The organism is Verrucosispora sp. WMMD573, from assembly GCF_027497175.1.
GTDB lineage: Bacteria > Actinomycetota > Actinomycetes > Mycobacteriales > Micromonosporaceae > Micromonospora.
In genome coordinates, this window is sequence record NZ_CP114901.1 from 833308 (window position 1) to 849644 (window position 16337).

Here is a 16337-nt window from a genome sequence, read left to right on the forward strand (position 1 = left end):
CGGATCAGCGCCGGATCCGTTCAATCAGATCGGCAGAAACGTTCGAGTCGCGCTGAACCAGCGCCCCGCGATCCTCGTCGTGAAGGCGGAGGCCGCACATCGACCCATGTGCCGACCGGGAATCGGGGTTCAGGCCGCCGGGCCTGGCGGCGGGCGTCGAGCCGAACGGACGGTGGTGAGAGCGCGTGTACGCCATGACCAGGACGACAGCCGCAGGCTTCGACAAGCCGCAAACCACACACCGCTTCGACCCCCGCCGACACCGCCGCATCACCGGGCTGTTCGATCTCTGGCTGGAGCCGGGCGTACACGGTGGTCTGGTGGTGCCGGACCGGCCCGACCGGCCGCTGACCGCGTCGGCCATCACCGATCTGGTCCGGCGCTCCGGCGAAACCGCGGACGACGTACGGATCCTGACCCAGGACGGGGCCCGGCACACGGATCTGTTCGGCGAGGTCGCCGGGCTACTCGCCCACGACGTCCTGGTCAGCCCGGACGGCGCGGTGATCCGGCACCACGACCGGCAGGTCGGGAACGGACCACGACACGCGATACCGCTGGACCGGACCACCCGCCAGGTCCGGGACTGGATCGTGATCCAGCCACCCGAGCTGGCCACCCCGCTACCCGGTTGGTTCACTCTCGATCACGGGGTGGTGCGTCCGCGCACCGGCGTGGTGGGCCTACCGCTCCAGGGCGGGGTGGTCCTGGCCACCCGGGCCGACTTCGTCACCCGGCGGGCCACCGCGCACCGGCTCGGCGCGGGTTCGGACGCGTTGGTGACCATCGCGGTGACCGCCCGCTCCGGCGGTTTCCTGGTCGGCGACTACGGCGGAACCCAGCGGGTGTACGACGGCGGCCAGCTCGCCGCGCTGCTGGGTGATCTGCCGCTCTACGGCAGTGAACTGCGGCTCTGGCTCACCTGGCCGTCCGATCCGGACGAGCAGCAGCGGCTCCGTCGGCAAGCGCAGGAGCTGGCCGAGACCACCGGCGCCACCGTTTGGACACCCCCGCCGGGCGGCAGCGCGGAACTGGTGGACGGCCGGCAGGATCTGCGCGCCCTCGATCAGGCGGGAGAGCCCGCCGAGTGGCAGGCGTTCCGGCCCCGGTGCGCGCTCGGCCCACCGACGCTGCACGCAACCTCGACCGGCCTGCTGGTCCCGGTCTCCGCCGACGTCGTCGGCACTGCCACCAGCACGACCGCATCGGACAGCGGACCACCGACGACAGACCCGCTACCGGCCGTCGAGCCGCCGGGGACAGCGCAGCCGCCGTCGACCGTTCCGGTGCTGCCGCTGCCCCGGCCCGCGCTGGCCGCCGAGAACCGGCGGGCGACGTACGGCCCGGCATGGCTGTCGGCGGCGCAGCAGGTGAACGCCGAGCAGTTCGAGGCATTCGTCGCCGCCCCCGTTGACGCTGCATCGATCGCCGACGGCCTGCCCGGTGCCGAACTCTTCCTGCTCGCCTTCCTGGATCCCAGGTCGGTGCCGGACGGCGCTCGGCAGGTACGGGTCCGGGTGGAGCCGGGCGGTGCGATCCCGATGGCGGTGCTCCGGGCTGCGCTGCCCGCACGCCTTCAGCACCTGCGTGGCCTCCGCGAGGCGTATCTCCTGCCGGCCGCGCGGCTGGACCGGACCTCCGCGGTGGACACCTTCGATGTCGACCACACCGGCCGCCTGACGCCGACCGGTGACTGCGAGGGCGAGCCGCTGCGGATCCGCTGCGGATCCCGGGCCCGCTCGATCGCCGGTCTGCCCCACGAGGTACGACGCTGGCCGGCCTTCGGCACCCGCCGGGCGTACGCGCTCCTGCCGGCACGACGTCTTCAACTGCCGCGCAACTGGCTGCGGCTGCACCGACGTCAGCCAGCGGTCCAGCCCGGCCGGCTGCTGCTGGAACTCCAGGTGCCGAGGGGGCGCGCGATCGACGTCATGTCGACAGCCGATCTGCTCGCCCCACTCGCCCAGGTCCGTTCCCAGGCCGAACCGCTACGGGCCGCGCAGGTGGAGCTGATCCTCGGCAGCCGCTCCTACCCCCGGGTCCGGGTACGCAGGGTGTATCGGGCCGAGGCGGACGCCTGGCTCCGCGTGGCCGGGCCACCGATGGGCCCGCTGCCCTCCGTGGTGCCTCAGCTTCAGACCCCCGCGCCGACCTGAGCGGACCATCGGCCGTCCGGAACCGGACCGATCACCACAGGTACGCAGCGACCGCCGGTGGCGGCGGCGAGCCCTCGAACCTCGGGGCCCTTCGGCAGGCCAGCGGTGATCACGACGTACCGGTCGGAGTCCAGGTCGCTCGGCCTGGGGAGCCCGTCCAGGCGGCGGCAGCCAGGAAAGCTGTCGGTGCCGAGGGCGTCACCGACGACCCCGACCCCGACCCCGCCCGTGTGCAACTGCCGCGCGTAGGCGGCAACCAACCGTCGGCACTCGTCCAGGTCGCCCACCAGGGTGAAGACGTCGGGTGCCCGACCGAGGTCGACCTGGAGCCGCCACGCCCCCCGGCGTCCCAGCACCAGCGGCACCGCTGCTTCGGGCGCCGCTTCGTCGTCGGCGAGCCATACATAGGCGGGGGTACTGGGACCGGTCGTGACGCCGATCAGGCGCACCATGACCGAGCCGACCTCGGTGAGCACCTCAGTCCGGACGTACGGCACATCACCGTCGACCGGCAGCGTCGGCCGGGGCAGGTCGACCCGGTCCGCCGTCTCATCGTCACCCGCCGCATCGCCCAGCCCTTCCGCAGCCACCGGCCGGGGCGATACCGCTGGCGCGGGAGGCGGCGAGGCGGGTGACGGGCCAGGCTCCACCGACGGCGGAGCGGGGGGCGGCGGAGCGGGGGGCGGCGGAGCGGGGGGTGGCGGGGGCGGATCCGCGGCGGGGGGTGGCTGAGACGGGTCTGCCGGGGCGGATGGAGCCGTCGACGGGGTATCGGTCGCCAAGGCGGCAAGCTCCGCCGGGGTCGGTGTGTGATGCCGCTCCGGCGGCCAGGGCCCGTCGTCGAGACCGGCCGAGCGCAGTTGGCGCCTGCGCCGGGGCAGAACCAGGAGCGCGACGACCGCGAGGAGCACTGCGAGCACGGCTGCGCCGATCCGGACCGGATTGGGACTTAGCGGCCCCGAGCCGGACTCCGACGGAGGGTTGACGGCGACGACGGCCGGGCTGTCCGTCGAAGGTCGCGGGTGCGCGCTCGGGGGTGGTGGCGTGACGCTCGGCGAGGGCGACGGTCCCGCAGTGCTCGGGGTCGGTGCGACAGTGCTCGGCGACGAACGGAGCGTCGGGGGGCCGATCGCCGGAAGCGCGCCCTTCCGCACGCCCGGCCCGTCCGCGTCCCGGGGCAACACCAGGATCCAGCCGGGGCCCAGCTCGACGCCGTCGGTGAAGGTAGCGCCGTCCGGTTGCACGCGCCCCCGGTTGAGATCGATGATCTCGCGAAACCGGTTACCGTTGCCAAGGGTGACCAGAGCGATGCTGTACAGATACTCCCGCTGACCGTTGACCGGCGGCCCGACCACGTAGTACCTGCCGGTCTCCTCGGGTGCCGCAGTGGCCGGACCGGCCAGGCCGAGGGGCACGAGCAAGGCGGCCAGCAGCCACGGTAGCGCCAACCAGTACTTCGCCACCGGTCGGCAGCGCCCTGACTCCATTCGTACCCCTTCGTCCTGCTGTCGCACCGCGTGGCCATCGCCTCCGGCTAGTCGGAGGAACCTTGGCGGCGGGCCGTCGGACAGCCCGGCCCGCCGCGACGGTCAGTGTCGAATGGCCCGCCAGGTCTGGTTGTCCTGCCCGGGGTTGCACTCCCAGATCTGCAACGGGGCGCCGTCGTTGGCATTCCAGTCGCGTACGTCGAGGCACTTACCGGAGTGTGGATTGCGCACCATGCCCCGTTCGGCGACCCAGATCTGCGCTGGTCCACCGTTGCAGTGCGCGAGCTGCACCTTGGTCCCGTTGTCCCGCGCCGCCCAGGCGACATCCATGCACTTGTCGAGCGCCACCAGCGAGCCGTTGGGTCCACGGGTGAACCGCTGTGCCCCGGTGCCGTTGCACCTCCAGAGCTGCATCTGCGAGCCGTCGGCCGAGATGCCGCCCGGCACATCGACGCACTTGTTCGCGAATCCGCGCAGGCTGAAGGTCGAGGAGTCCGGGGTGTCGGCCCGCTCCTCCGGCCGGGGCACCGGGTTGGCCGCCCCGGAACTGCGGAAGGTGACAGTGAAGTCGGCACACCCCGGGCAGTTGAAGACGGTCTCGTTGCCCGGCACCTTGTCGTGGGTCGACCACAGATACGCCCGGGGGCCGAATGGACGCAGGGCGGCGGTGTACGCGCTCTCCGCGTCCCGGTTGGGGTTGACGCAGTTGATCCGGTCGCCCCGACGCGGGTCACGTACGGCGTGTGCCTCGGGGCAGGCGGCGAGCATCTGGCCGCCGCCGCAGGCCGACCTGACGCAGCTCCCCGCGAGTGCCGGATTCGGCGCACCTGGCGCTTCGATGGTGATCACCACCGACAGTGCGTCGACGTAGCTGACGTTGTACCAGGGCGCGCCGGGGTTGTTCTGGTCGAAGTTGAACTCGGCCAGGCTCACCGGTTCCGCACCCCGCTCGCAGTGGTCCAGGTACGGGCCGCAGTCACCAACGAGGCATTTGAACGTGCCGCCGGGATCTCCACCGCACCGTTGCCGGGCGAAGAACCTGCCCCGCCAGTGGCCCGGCTGTCCACTGTCCGGAATCACGATGCTCTTCGACTCCCCCGGCCGCAGGACGGGCAGGCCGCTGATCCGGCGCGAGCCGTCCCCGCTCTCGCCCGCACCTACCCACAACGTCTCCCCGGTGCGGTTGACGAACGTGACGCGTTCGCCCGCGACGGCGTCGGAGCTGCTGGACATCACCACGATCAGACCGGCGGCGAGCACCGTCACGACGACCAACGCCGCTCGGGTGCTCGTCCACATGCGGCGGGGCGAGAAGGAACCAGTACGCACAGTCATGCAGCCCTCCTATGGCCGGTCAGCCGCACGCGCCCGTCCGCGCGAGTACGGCACGCGCATGACGGTGCGGGACCGTCGCCGGTTCATCCACGACCGGCCTGGATTGAGAAAACCGGGTATCGGCAGGTCCTCACCCCAGTCCGCCTTCCCGTCACGGTCTGCCTTCGGGCACGGACGCTGTCCGGTCCCCACAACGCTGCCGCGAAGCGCCACGTTCAGCCGAGCCGCCGAACAGGTGGATACCGGTGCCGCAGCGAGCTGCCGGCCGGAGTGCGTCGGCACGTGCGCCGCCATTCAGGTGAGGCAAAAAGCCGAGGCGGTACGAGAGCCACCGCACTAGCCTGCCGCGCATGTCGAATTCCAGAAGACGGTCGTCCGCGCTGATCCGTCCGGCGCATCCCGACGACGCCGCAGCCGTGGTGGCGCTGCGTACGCTCGTGTTTCCCTTCCTGGTCCGGGGAGTCGCGTCCACCCGGCAGCTGATCGCCGCCCCGCCTCCAGGTCTGCACTGGACCGGCTTCGTCGCCGAGGTCGACAGGCACATCGTGGGCTGGGTGTGCGCGTCCCGAAACGAGCACACCACCGAGGCTGTCGGGGAGGTGTCGCTGCTGCACGTACACCCCGACCACCGACGCCGGGGGATCGGCAGCGCGCTGCTGGCCGAGGCGGTGACGCACCTCGCCCCGCTCGACCTGACCCGGCTGCACGGGCGCGCGCTGCCCGAGGCGCTGCCGTTCGTCCGCCGGCACGGCTTTACCCCGAGTCGCCAGGAGCACTTTTCAGCCCTGGACCTGCACATGCTGCCGCCGCTGCCGACCCCCTCCGACGGCGCCCGACTGGTCCCACTGGCCGACGTCGACCCTCGTCGTGTGCACCGGGTGGACGTGGTGGCCAGTGCCGACGAGCCGGGCGACGTCGTGTCCGGCGCGATCGGCTATGCCGACTGGCTCGCCACCACCTGGGACAACGTCGGGCTGGACCGGGACGCCAGCATGGGCGTCGAGGTCGACGGCGAGTTGGTGGCGATCAGCCTGGTGAAGCGGGACGGCGCGCGGATGTGGTCGGACTACACCGGCACCGTGCCACAGCACCGGGGACGCGGGTTGGCCCGGCTGGTGAAGCTGGCCGCGCTGCACCGGGCGGCGGAGCGCGGCGTCACCGTCGCGTACACCGGCAACGACGCGGCGAACGCGCCGATGCTGGCGGTAAACGACCGGCTCGGCTACCGACGGGTGGCCAGCCAGTGGTCCTGCGTACGCGAGATGCACTAACGCTCTGCGTACACCCGCTCGGCGATCGCGCGGGTGTCGGCACCGAACAGCACCAACCGGGCCTCGGTGATCGTCGTCGGCGTCGCCGCGCACAGCACCGACAGGGCCTGACGGACGGCGTCCTCGACCGGCCAGCCGTACACCCCTGCGGAGATCAGCGGGAAGGCGACAGTGGCAGCGCCCAGTTCGTCAGCGACGGTGAGACTGTTGGTGTAGCAGGCGCGCAGCAGCGCGGAACGGTCCTCGGTGTCCGACCAGACCGGGCCGACGGTGTGCACCACCCAACGCGCCGGCAGGTCGCCTGCGGTGGTGGCCACCGCCTGTCCGGTCGGCAGGCCGCGCCCGTAGCGGGAGGCGCGCAGCGCGCGGCACTCGGCGAGGATCGCCGGGCCGCCCCGGCGGTGGATCGCTCCATCGACCCCGCCGCCGCCCAGCAACGACGAGTTCGCGGCGTTGACCACCGCGTCCACCCGCTCGGCGGTGATGTCCCCCTCGACCAGGGCGATGTCCATGTCAACTCTCCGTGATGGGTTGGCCGAGTGAGCGGCGGGCCAGCAGGGTGGCACCGGCCACCGCGGCCGGCATCAGCAGTACGGCGCCGAGCGGGATAAGGAAGCAGACGAAGACCGCGACTCCGAAGCCGAGTGCGGTGGGGCGGTCCGCCTTGAGCGCGGCGCGCCGGTGCGGCAGTCGCTTGCCCCGCCGGGAGAAGGGCGCGCCGGTCAGTTCGACGGCGAGCAGCCAGCCGCCCACCGCCGCACCGATGACCGGCACCACGGTCTGCCCTACCACCGGAATGAAACCGGCGGCGAACAGCGGCACACCGAACAACACCGCCAGGGCGACCAGCCGGAGTGAGTCGGCGGCGCTGCGCCGCAGCGACGGCCAGAACGGCACCTCGACCGCGTCCGGCGTACCGCCGTAGCGCCGCTCCACCCGCTCCGAGATCTTCTCGTAGAACGGATCGCCGATGGCCAGGGTGACCGCCGTGAAGGTGAGGACGGTGAGCAGGCCACCGAGACCGAGGAAGGCCAGCCCGGCGATCACCCGGACCGCGCTGCGCGGCGTCGTCGCCCAGTCGTCGGCGAACGGGGTGGCCGCGGCGGCCAGGTCGTCGACGAAGAAGACCAGCAGAGCGTACGCGGACACGAAGATCGCCCCGGAGATCAGCGCCGGGATGACGCCGAGCAGCATCAGGCCCGGGTTGCGTACGTACAGACCGACGCCCCGCAGCAGCAGCGTGGCCCCGCTGACGAAGCGGCGGCCCGTGCCCACGGCGGTGGCGGGAATCTCGGATGCGTGCACGTCCAGGAGCGTAGTCACTCGTCGGCGCATCCACCGGTTGACGGATCGCCGGAATCAGCCGGCGCTGACCAAGGTCACCTCCAGCCGGTCGATTCGCCGCCGGCCTGCTCTCGCGACGCTTGAGTCGTACCCGACGACCCGACGGCGAGAGGCGGTGGCCATGCCGGTCATCGAGGTGACGAGCCTGCACAAACGGTACGGCGACACGGTGGCGGTGGCCGACGTGTCCTTCGACGTCGAGGTCGGCGAGATCTTCGGCGTACTCGGGCCGAACGGCGCCGGAAAGACCACCACTGTGGAGTGCGTCGCCGGGTTGCGTGTCCCAGACGGGGGCGGGGTGTCGGTCCTCGGGCTCGACCCCCGCCGGGACGCCGCCCGGCTGCGCCAACAGGTAGGGGTGCAGCTCCAGGAGAGCCAACTGCCCGACCGGCTCCGGGTCGCTGAGGCGTTGGAGCTCTACGCCTCGTTCTACCGCGACCCCGCCGACCCGGCGCAGCTCATCGACGAGCTGGGCCTCGACGGGAAGCGGAACACCGCGTACGTGAAGCTGTCCGGCGGCCAGAAGCAGCGGCTCTCCATCGCGTTGGCGCTTGTCGGCAACCCACGGATCGCCATCCTGGACGAGCTGACCACCGGGTTGGATCCGCAGGCCCGCCGGGACACCTGGGATCTGATCGAGCGGGTCCGGGACCGCGGCGTGACCATCCTGCTGGTCACCCACTTCATGGAGGAGGCCGAGCGACTCTGCGACCGCCTCGCCGTGATCGACAAGGGACGGGTGGTGGCCCTGGACACCCCGGCCGGCCTGATCTCGGCCGTGGCCCCGGAGCAGCGCATCCGGTTCCGCCCGTCCGCACCGCTGGACGACCGGTTGCTGGCCGACCTGCCGCAGGTCACGGCCGTGACACGCAGCGGCAGCCAGATCGTGGTGACCGGCACCGGTGACGTACTGCACGCGGTCACCTCGGTGCTCGCCCGCCGCCAGATCATCGCCGCCGACCTACGGCTGGAGCAGGCCACGCTTGACGACGCGTTCGTCCAGCTGACCGGGCGCCGGTTCGTCGACTGAAAGGGGCACGATGCACGCCTTCGGCCAGATCCTCAAGACTGAGGCGAAGCTGCACCTGCGGGACATCCCGACGCTGGTGCTCACCGTCGGCCTGCCCACCCTGATCCTGGTGGTGCTCGGGCTGATTCCCACACTCCGCGAACCCAGTCCGGACCTCGGCAACCAGTCCTTCGTCACGTACTTCACCCCCTCGCTACTGGTGATCACACTGGCCATGGTCGGCATCAACGCGCTGCCCACCGTGCTGGCCACCTACCGGGAGCGCGGCATTCTCCGCCGGCTGGCCACCACACCGGCGAGTCCGCTGGCGCTGCTGGCCGCCCAGCTCGTACTGGCCCTGGTGGGAATCCTGGCCAGCGCGGTGCTCCTCGCGGTGGTCGCCCGGGTCGCGTTCGGCACCCCGCTGCCGCGGCATCCGCTCGGGTTCGCGGCGGCGCTCGTCCTGGGTACGGCCGCGCTGCTCGCGGTGGGGTTGTTGGTGGCGGCGGTCGCGCCCACCGCGAAGGCGGCCCAGGCGCTGGCCGTGCCGCTGTTCATGGTGATCATGTTCTTCGGCGGGGTGTACCTGCCCCGGTTCCTGCTGCCCGATTTCCTGGCCGACGTGGGCGCCTACACGCCGCCCGGGGTCCAGGCGCTGCTCGACGCCTGGACGGGCACCGCACCGCACCCGCTACAACTGGGGATAATGGCCGTGATCGCCGTGGCGGCCGGTGCCGCAGCGGCGAGGCTGTTCCGCTGGGAGTGAGCGCATGGTGAGCGGGGACGGAATGACCTGCGGCGGAGGCGGCTCGGCGGCCAGCCGCAACGACGCCGTGCCTCCCGACGACGACTGGCTGGCCGCCTGGCGGGCAAGGGAGGCGCGGCTGCACCGGGTGCTGCCCTACGGCGGGCTGCTCGTGGGTTCGTTGCTGGCCGCCTTCGCGCCGGCACCGCGCGGCCTGCCGATGCTGCTCACCCTGGTCATCGCCGGGTTGACCGCCTGCTGGGTCACCTGGTTCGTCGTCCTGCACCCGAAGTGGCAGGGGCGGCAGGGGTCGATGACTGTCTACTACGTCGGGCTGCTGGCCTTCGCCGCCGTCCTGGTGGCCGCGAGCCCGTGGTACGGCTTCTTCGCCTGGGTCGGCTTCCTGCACGCCTTCCTCGTGCTCAACGGGCGATGGCGGTTCGTCGGCATGGCCGCGACAGCCGTGCTGGTCGCCACCGCGCAGGGCGGCGGCCTGCTGTCCTCGTGGTCGAACTGGCCGCTGTGGCTGGTGTTGGTGCTTGTCAACCTGGTCCTGTCCGGTGCGGTGAGCTGGTTCAACCTCGTCGGTGAGCGGGAGGACGCCAGGCGCAAGCGGTTGGTGGCGGAACTCGCCGCCACCAACCGCCAACTCGCCGAGACGGTACGCGAGAACGAAGGGCTGCACGCCCAGCTCATCACCCAGGCCCGCGAGGCCGGCGTACTTGACGAGCGGCAGCGGATGGCGCAGGAGATCCACGACACCCTGGCCCAGGGCCTGACCGGCATCATCACCCAACTGGAGGCGGCCGGGCAGACCCGCGACCGCTCCGCCGACTGGCGACGCCACGTGGACAACGCCCTGGCGCTGGCCCGGGAGAGCCTCACCGAAGCCCGCCGGTCGGTCCGGGCGCTGCGCCCCGAGCCGCTGGAGCTGGCCCGCCTGCCCGACGCTCTCTCCGAGCTGGGTGAACGCTGGTCGGCCGTGCACGGGGTGACGGCCAGCGTCAGCACCACCGGGACGCCCCGCCCACTGCACCCGGAGATCGAGGTGACGCTGCTGCGGGCCGCGCAGGAGGCGCTGAGCAACGTGGCCCGGCACGCCGCCGCGTCCCGGGTCGGGCTCACCCTGTCGTACATGTCGGACGTGGTCACCCTGGACGTCCGCGACGACGGATCCGGCTTCGACGTGGCCAACCGGTCGACCACTCCGGATCAGCACGGAAGCTACGGCCTGACCGCGATGCGGCAGCGGGTCAACCGGGTCGGTGGCCAGCTCGCCGTCGAGTCCGAGCCGGGTGGCGGGACGGCCGTCTCGGCCTCCGTACCGGCCCTGCCCGGAGCCGCCGCATGACCGATCCGGTACGCCTGCTCATCGTCGACGATCATCCGGTGGTGCGGGACGGGCTGCGCGGCATGTTCGCCGGCGATCCCGGGTTCGAGGTGGTCGGCGAGGCGGCGGACGGTGCCGAGGCGCTGGCCATGGCCGCCCGGCACCGCCCCGACGTGGTGCTGATGGACCTGCGGATGCCGGGGATGGACGGGGTCACCGCGATCGGCCGTCTCGTCGCGACGGACACCCCGGCGAGGGTGCTGGTACTGACCACGTACGACACGGACGCGGACGTGCTCCCGGCGATCGAGGCCGGCGCCACCGGTTACCTGCTCAAGGACGCGCCCCGCGACGAACTGGTCCGGGCGGTACGGGCCGCCGCCCGAGGCGAGTCGGTGCTCTCACCAAGCGTGGCCGGCCGGCTGATGGGTCGCCTGCGGACGCCACGCCAGCCGGCCGAGGAGCCGCTGAGCCAACGCGAGTTGGAGGTGCTCACCCTGGTCGCTCGGGGATCGTCGAACCGCGAGGCCGCGGCGCGCCTGTTCATCAGCGAGGCCACTGTGAAGACCCATCTGCTGCACGTCTACGCCAAGCTCGGGGTCAACGACCGAGCCGCCGCGGTGGCGGTCGCGTACGACCGGGGGTTGCTGACCCCCGGTGGCCGGTGAGCGTCGGTGCGGGCGTCGCGGTTGCTATCCCTGCTGCTGCTGTTGCAGACCCGTGAGGCGCTGACGGCGGCGGAGTTGGCGCGCGAGTTGGAGGTGTCCGAGCGGACGGTCTACCGGGACGTGCTCGCGCTCTCCGCCGCCGGGGTGCCGATCTACGCCGACCGGGGGCGGGCCGGCGGCTACCGGCTGCTCGCCGGTTACCGGACCCGGTTGACCGGGATGACCCGGGACGAGGCGGAGGCGCTCTTTTTGGCCGGTCTGCCCGGCCCGGCCGGTGACATGGGACTGGCCGACGCCGTCGCGGCGGCGGAACTGAAGCTTCTCGCGGCGCTACCGCCGAGCCTGCGCGACGCCCCCGCGCGCACCGGCCAGCGGTTCCACCTGGACGTGCCGGGCTGGTACCGCGAGACCGCGCCGCCGCAGTGGTTGGCCGAGCTGGCCGGTGCGGTCTGGCGGGACCGGGTGGTGACGCTCCACTACCGGCGCGGGGAGCGTGAGGTCACCCGCCGGGTCTGCCCGTACGGCCTGGTCCTCAAGAGCGGGACCTGGTATCTGGTGGGTCGGGTCGGCGAGGACCTGCGGACCTACCGGGTGGACCGGGTTGTCGCCGTCGAGCAGCACGAGGAGGGCTTCGACCGGGATCCCGGATTCGACCTGGCCGGCCACTGGCGGACCCAGGCCGAGGCGTTCCTGCGCGGCATGCTGCGGGCCGAGGTGACGATCCGGCTGAGCCCCGCCGGCCTGCGCCGACTCCGCCACCTCGCCGAGATCCCGTTCGGGTACGAGGCGGCGGTCGCCGCGGCGGACGAACCCGACGGGCAGGGCTGGGTGCGGACCCGCCTGCCCGTCGAGTCCGTCGAGGTGGCGTACACCCAACTGCTCGCGCTGGGGCCGGAGGTGGAGGTGATCGAGCCGCCGGAGCTACGGTCGCGGCTGGCCGAGGCGGCGACCAGAGCCGCCGCGCTGTACTCCACCGCCGACGACCGGTCTGCCGACCGGGCGGCACCGTCCGGCTGAATGCCGGCCGGGCCGCTCAGACGGGCGGGAGGATCAGCGATAGCCCGTGACGTCGGCGGGTCTGCCGGCGTCGACCACCTCGCTGATGTAGCGGAAGGCGTCCGGTTGGGAGCCGTCGACGTCGGTGAAGCCGTACACCTTGGCCAGTTCCCCGGCGGAGACGGACCGACCGCTCCAGCGTGCCCGGTCCGGGTCGGCGGCGAGCGCGGCGACGGCGCGGCCGACGAACGCCGGGGTCTCCGAGATGAGGAAGTGCGGGTCCTTGGCCGCGCCATCGCGCCAGTTGTCCTCGGTGACGCCGAAGTGCTCCAGCATCGCCTCCGAGCGGATCCAGCCCGGGGTGAGCGCGACCGCCGTACCGCCGTGCGGCCTGAGTTCGTGAGCCCAGCTGAAGGCGAGCCGGTTGACCGAGGTCTTGGCCAGGTCGTAGAAGACCGAGAGCCGGTAATTCTCCTCGTTGTACGCCTTCGTACCGTCGCCGATCTCCACCACCAGTCCGCCGGGCCGGCGGATCAGCAGGGGCATTGCGAAGTGGCTGGTGATCACGTGGGTGTCGACCGCCAGCCGCAGCGTTCGGAAACCAGCGTCGAGCGGCTGCTCCCACACCGGCTTCTCCCAGGTGATGAGTGGGTCGGCGCCCCACACGTCGTTCACCAGCACGTCAAGCTGGCCCTGCTCGGCGTCGATCCGCGCGACCAGCGCCTGCACCTCGTCGGGCACCAGGTGGTCGACCCGGACCGGGATGCCGGTACCGCCGGCGGCGGTGACCAGTTCGGCGGTCTCCTCGATGGTTTCCGGGCGGTCAAGTTCGGAGCGGCCGGCGCGGCTGCTGCGGCCGGTCGCGTACACGGTGGCGCCTGCGGCACCGAGCTGCACGGCGATCTGCCGGCCGGCGCCCCGAGTGGCCCCGGCGACCAGCGCCACCTTTCCGATAAGCGGTTTCGTCATGCGCTCCACGCTGCCAGCAATACCTGCCACCTGGTGGCAGGTATTGCTGACTTGTCGCAGCGGCGTCGGCTGATCGACCCGGGAAGGCCACGATCTGGCTCGCGAGTTGCGGCATCACAGGTCCTCCCGCGCGCCGGACACCCCGACATGCCGCAACTCGTGCGGCGGCAGCGGGCGGCCGACGGCGGGCGGGCGGCGGCGGGCGGGCGGGTGGCGGGCGGGCCGGGCGGCGGCGGGCGGGCGGCGCTAGCCGTTGAGGAAGTCGGAGATCCGGCTGCGTAGGTCGGCGCGCTCCGTCCAGAGGACACCGGGGCGGTCGTAGCGGTGCAGGGTGGCTCGGGGCAGGGTGGCGGCGAGTTGTTCGGCCACCTCCACCGGGTGCAGGTCGTCGCCCTCGGCGGCGATGACCAGTGCCGGCGCGGTCACCCGGGCGAGCACGCCGGCATCGGGCAGCGGCGCCTGCTGCGGCAGATCGATCAGCCCGGCGGCGAGGCCGTCGCGCAGCAGATGATCCAGCCGTTGCCGCAGGTATGCCCAGCCGGCCGGCGTGTTGCGTACGGCCGGCGGCAGCTCGGTGGAGACGGCTTCCGCCACCGCCGAGGCGTCGCCGCTCTCCACGGCCGACAGCAACTCGCTCAGCCGCGCCGAGGCGACCGGTCCGCGCGGCTGGTCGAGCGCGGCGGGAAGGAAAAAGACGAGCCGCTCGAACCGTTCCGGGCTCTGGGCGAGCAGGCGGCACAACGCACCGGCGCCCAGGCTGGCCCCGAAGGCGCGCGTCGCACCGCTGAGGTCAGCCATCGCCCGTAGGTCGCGGGCCAGGTCCAGGTAGCTCCACGGCCTGTCGGGAGCGTCGGAGCGGCCGTGACCACGGAACTGGAAGAAGACTCGACGACCTGTGACACCGCTGCCGAAGGGTCGGGTGGTGGCGATGCCGTTGGCCAACCCGTGCGCGAAGACGGTGACCGGGTCACCGACGCCGGTGACGAGCCGCTCCAGGCGTACGCCGTGCGGGGTGGCAACCAGTTCCGTTTCCGGATCGGGTAGCGGCGGTCGGCCGGTCCGCGGGGCACCCGGGCCGGGTCCCCAGGTGCGTGGCCCGCCGTCCGGTGGTGGTGGCCAGCGGAAAGCTCTCACCAGGACCCTCTGTTGTCGCCGAGGTCACGTAGCCCGACCCGGACGTCGAGCAGGTAGATCAGCGCCGCCGCCACCCCGATCAGCCCGAAGATGCTGAGGGTGGAGCGGGTGAGCAGGGTGAGCAGGAGCGTGACCGCCATGATCGCGATCCAGCCGCCCTTCGGCAAGGTCCCGATGGCCGGGAAGGCATCGGAGCGTTGCGTGACGGCGTGCACGAGAGCCACCCCCTGCACGATAAGTGCGAAGACGAACAGGATCAGCTCGATCACGTAGCGGACGTCGAAGACGAAGATCGGCGCGGCGTTGGCCATGACGGCAAGCTTATGCCGGCGACCCCGGATCCGTGGCGACAGGACGGTCCCGGGGTCACCGGCTGCTGACTCACTCGCTTCGCTTGGTGCCCCGGGGCAGCTTCGCCGACGGGCTGTCGGTCCGCTTGGCGGCGGGCTGCCGGGTGGTCGACTTCGCCCGGGTGGCCTTCTTCGCGGCGGCCGGCTTGGCCTCCACGATCCCGGCCACCTCCGCCGGGCTCGGCACCTCGACCGATTCGGTCTTCTCGGCCGTCGCCGTCGACGTCGGCGCGGTCGTCGACGTCGGCGCGGTCGTCCCGGTCGCCTCGATGTCGGCGTTCACGGTGTCGGCGGCCTCCAGCACACCGGCACCCACGACTCGCTCGCCCCGCGCCACCAGCGCGCCGTACGCGGCCAGCGCCCGCACCTGAGCGGCCTGGGCACCGGCGACGACGACCGCCGCGTTGCGGCTGGCCACTTCCCGCAGTCGGTCCAGGTCGGCCGCCTCCCGAAGCTTGGTCAGGTCAGCCGTCTCGCGGAGCTTGGTGAGATCCGCAGCCTCGCGGAGCCTGGTCAGGTCGGCGTGCTCACGCAGCCGGTTCAGATCGGCCGTCGGGGCGGCCTTCTGCCGCAGCGTCTCGGCCGTCCGGTTGGCGTTACGCAGCGTGTCGTTGGCCTTCTGACGCAGCTCGAAGCCGGTGACGACGGCCTTGCCGCCGAGTTCGGTGACGACCCGGCCACCATCGGCGACGACGCGGTCGCGCAGCCCACCGACCACATTGGGCAGTTTGCGCAGCTGTTGCAGGGCCAGTTCACCAGCGCCGGCGGCAGCGTAGAGCGGGGCAGGGATGCGATTGGTCTTCGGCTGGGTCATCGTTACTTCTCCTCCTGGACCGCCGTCGCGGTCTTTCGGACCACCTTGCGGGCGGCCTTCCTGGCTGGGGTGCTGTTCGGGGCGGGAGCGGAACCGGCTTCGGTCACGGCCACCGATTCGAGGACCGCCTCGGTCGGGGTGCCCGCCGCGGTGGTGGGCCCGGTCGCGGCCAGATTGGCCAGGTCGGGGGCGGTTGCGTTAGCCGCGTTCGAAGGACTGGTCTCACCGCTCCCGGTGGATCCGCCGGTCCGATCGGCCACGTTCGCGGCGTCGGCCTCACCGCTGATGCCGGATCCGCCGGCCTGGACGCCACCGGCCGGACCGCCGGTCTCACCGCTCGCGCCGGTCGTGGCCCCGGTCGCTTCGGCCAGCCGCGCATTCTCTCGGCGAAATGTCTCATAGATCTGGGTAAGGGACTGTTTCTGCGCCATCGTCAGGTCCGGATCGACGGCGATGGCGGCCAGCACACCCTGCCCCTCCTTGTCGTCGAGCAGCCCGGCCCGCAGGTACATCGCCGGGGTGGAGACCCGCAGGGCGCTGGCGAGTTGCTGGAGCACCTCGGCACTCGGCCGGCGCAGACCGCGCTCGATCTGACTGAGGTAGGGGTTGCTGACCCCCGCCTGCTCGGCCAGTTGCCGGAGCGAAATCTTCGCATTCCGCCGCAGGTCACGAATGAACCCGCCGACGTCGGGAAGGTCCTTGGGAGTGGCCATGACTCAACGCTAGCCC

At 72.1% G+C, this 16337-nt stretch carries 15 protein-coding genes and 1 pseudogene; 7 read left to right on the forward strand and 9 right to left on the reverse strand.

Going from position 1 to position 16337, the window contains the following annotated elements:
- Positions 1 to 194 precede the first annotated feature (194 nt).
- On the forward strand, positions 195 to 2156 hold the full coding sequence (locus O7601_RS03890; protein WP_281564894.1) for a hypothetical protein: 1962 nt from the start codon (positions 195 to 197) through the stop codon (positions 2154 to 2156).
- On the opposite strand, the gene O7601_RS03895 is transcribed toward O7601_RS03890, so the two are convergent.
- Together O7601_RS03895 and O7601_RS03900 are read right to left on the reverse strand one after the other, a co-directional pair.
- A complete protein-coding gene (locus O7601_RS03895) occupies positions 2135 to 3643 on the reverse strand; it encodes a hypothetical protein (protein WP_281564895.1) in 1509 nt (502 codons plus the stop codon). The two genes, O7601_RS03890 and O7601_RS03895, sit on opposite strands and share 22 nt — an antisense overlap.
- A gap of 102 nt (positions 3644 to 3745) precedes the next feature.
- Positions 3746 to 4978: a ricin-type beta-trefoil lectin domain protein gene (locus tag O7601_RS03900; RefSeq protein ID WP_281564896.1), complete on the reverse strand. Its 1233-nt coding sequence runs from the start codon at positions 4976 to 4978 to the stop codon at positions 3746 to 3748.
- A 350-nt stretch (positions 4979 to 5328) separates the two neighbouring features.
- Here O7601_RS03900 and O7601_RS03905 point away from each other — a divergent pair, with 350 nt between their 5' ends.
- A complete protein-coding gene (locus O7601_RS03905) occupies positions 5329 to 6249 on the forward strand; it encodes a GNAT family N-acetyltransferase (protein ID WP_281564897.1) in 921 nt (306 codons plus the stop codon).
- Here the strand turns inward: O7601_RS03905 and O7601_RS03910 are convergent.
- Positions 6246 to 6761, reverse strand: a complete 516-nt coding sequence (locus tag O7601_RS03910) for an O-acetyl-ADP-ribose deacetylase (RefSeq protein ID WP_281564898.1) — start codon at positions 6759 to 6761, stop codon at positions 6246 to 6248. The two genes, O7601_RS03905 and O7601_RS03910, sit on opposite strands and share 4 nt — an antisense overlap.
- A gap of 1 nt (position 6762) precedes the next feature.
- On the reverse strand, positions 6763 to 7554 hold the full coding sequence (locus O7601_RS03915; RefSeq protein ID WP_281564899.1) for an EI24 domain-containing protein: 792 nt from the start codon (positions 7552 to 7554) through the stop codon (positions 6763 to 6765).
- Between the two features lie 160 nt (positions 7555 to 7714).
- Between O7601_RS03915 and O7601_RS03920 the strand changes: the two genes are divergently transcribed.
- Genes O7601_RS03920 through O7601_RS03940 form a run of 5 tightly spaced genes read left to right on the forward strand, consistent with a single transcriptional unit; the run spans position 7715 to position 12362 of the window.
- Positions 7715 to 8623, forward strand: coding sequence for an ABC transporter ATP-binding protein (locus O7601_RS03920; RefSeq protein WP_281564900.1), 909 nt, complete (start codon positions 7715 to 7717; stop codon positions 8621 to 8623).
- Between the two features lie 10 nt (positions 8624 to 8633).
- Positions 8634 to 9368, forward strand: coding sequence for an ABC transporter permease (locus O7601_RS03925; protein ID WP_281564901.1), 735 nt, complete (start codon positions 8634 to 8636; stop codon positions 9366 to 9368).
- Between the two features lie 4 nt (positions 9369 to 9372).
- Positions 9373 to 10698: a sensor histidine kinase gene (locus O7601_RS03930; protein ID WP_281564902.1), complete on the forward strand. Its 1326-nt coding sequence runs from the start codon at positions 9373 to 9375 to the stop codon at positions 10696 to 10698.
- On the forward strand, positions 10695 to 11345 hold the full coding sequence (locus O7601_RS03935) for a response regulator transcription factor (RefSeq protein ID WP_281564903.1): 651 nt from the start codon (positions 10695 to 10697) through the stop codon (positions 11343 to 11345). Before O7601_RS03930 ends, O7601_RS03935 begins: the two co-directional genes overlap by 4 nt.
- A 6-nt stretch (positions 11346 to 11351) precedes the next feature.
- A complete protein-coding gene (locus O7601_RS03940) occupies positions 11352 to 12362 on the forward strand; it encodes a WYL domain-containing protein (RefSeq protein WP_281564904.1) in 1011 nt (336 codons plus the stop codon).
- A gap of 33 nt (positions 12363 to 12395) precedes the next feature.
- Here O7601_RS03940 and O7601_RS03945 read toward each other — a convergent pair whose 3' ends face one another.
- The 5 genes and pseudogenes from O7601_RS03945 to O7601_RS03965 form a co-directional block, all read right to left on the reverse strand.
- On the reverse strand, positions 12396 to 13310 hold the full coding sequence (locus O7601_RS03945; RefSeq protein ID WP_281564905.1) for an SDR family oxidoreductase: 915 nt from the start codon (positions 13308 to 13310) through the stop codon (positions 12396 to 12398).
- 246 nt (positions 13311 to 13556) lie between these two features.
- Positions 13557 to 14444 carry an alpha/beta hydrolase gene (locus tag O7601_RS03950; RefSeq protein ID WP_281564906.1) on the reverse strand — a complete coding sequence of 296 codons (888 nt, stop codon included), beginning with the start codon at positions 14442 to 14444 and terminating at the stop codon, positions 13557 to 13559.
- A complete protein-coding gene (locus O7601_RS03955; protein WP_281564907.1) occupies positions 14441 to 14755 on the reverse strand; it encodes a DUF2516 family protein in 315 nt (104 codons plus the stop codon). The genes O7601_RS03950 and O7601_RS03955 overlap by 4 nt, the downstream gene beginning before the upstream one ends.
- Before the next feature lie 70 nt (positions 14756 to 14825).
- Entirely contained in the window at positions 14826 to 15608 is a 783-nt protein-coding gene (locus O7601_RS03960) for a hypothetical protein (RefSeq protein WP_281564908.1), read from the reverse strand.
- Positions 15609 to 15739: 131 nt separating this feature from the next.
- Positions 15740 to 16321: pseudogene (locus tag O7601_RS03965) on the reverse strand (helix-turn-helix domain-containing protein); the annotation flags it as partial.
- Positions 16322 to 16337: the final 16 nt, after the last annotated feature.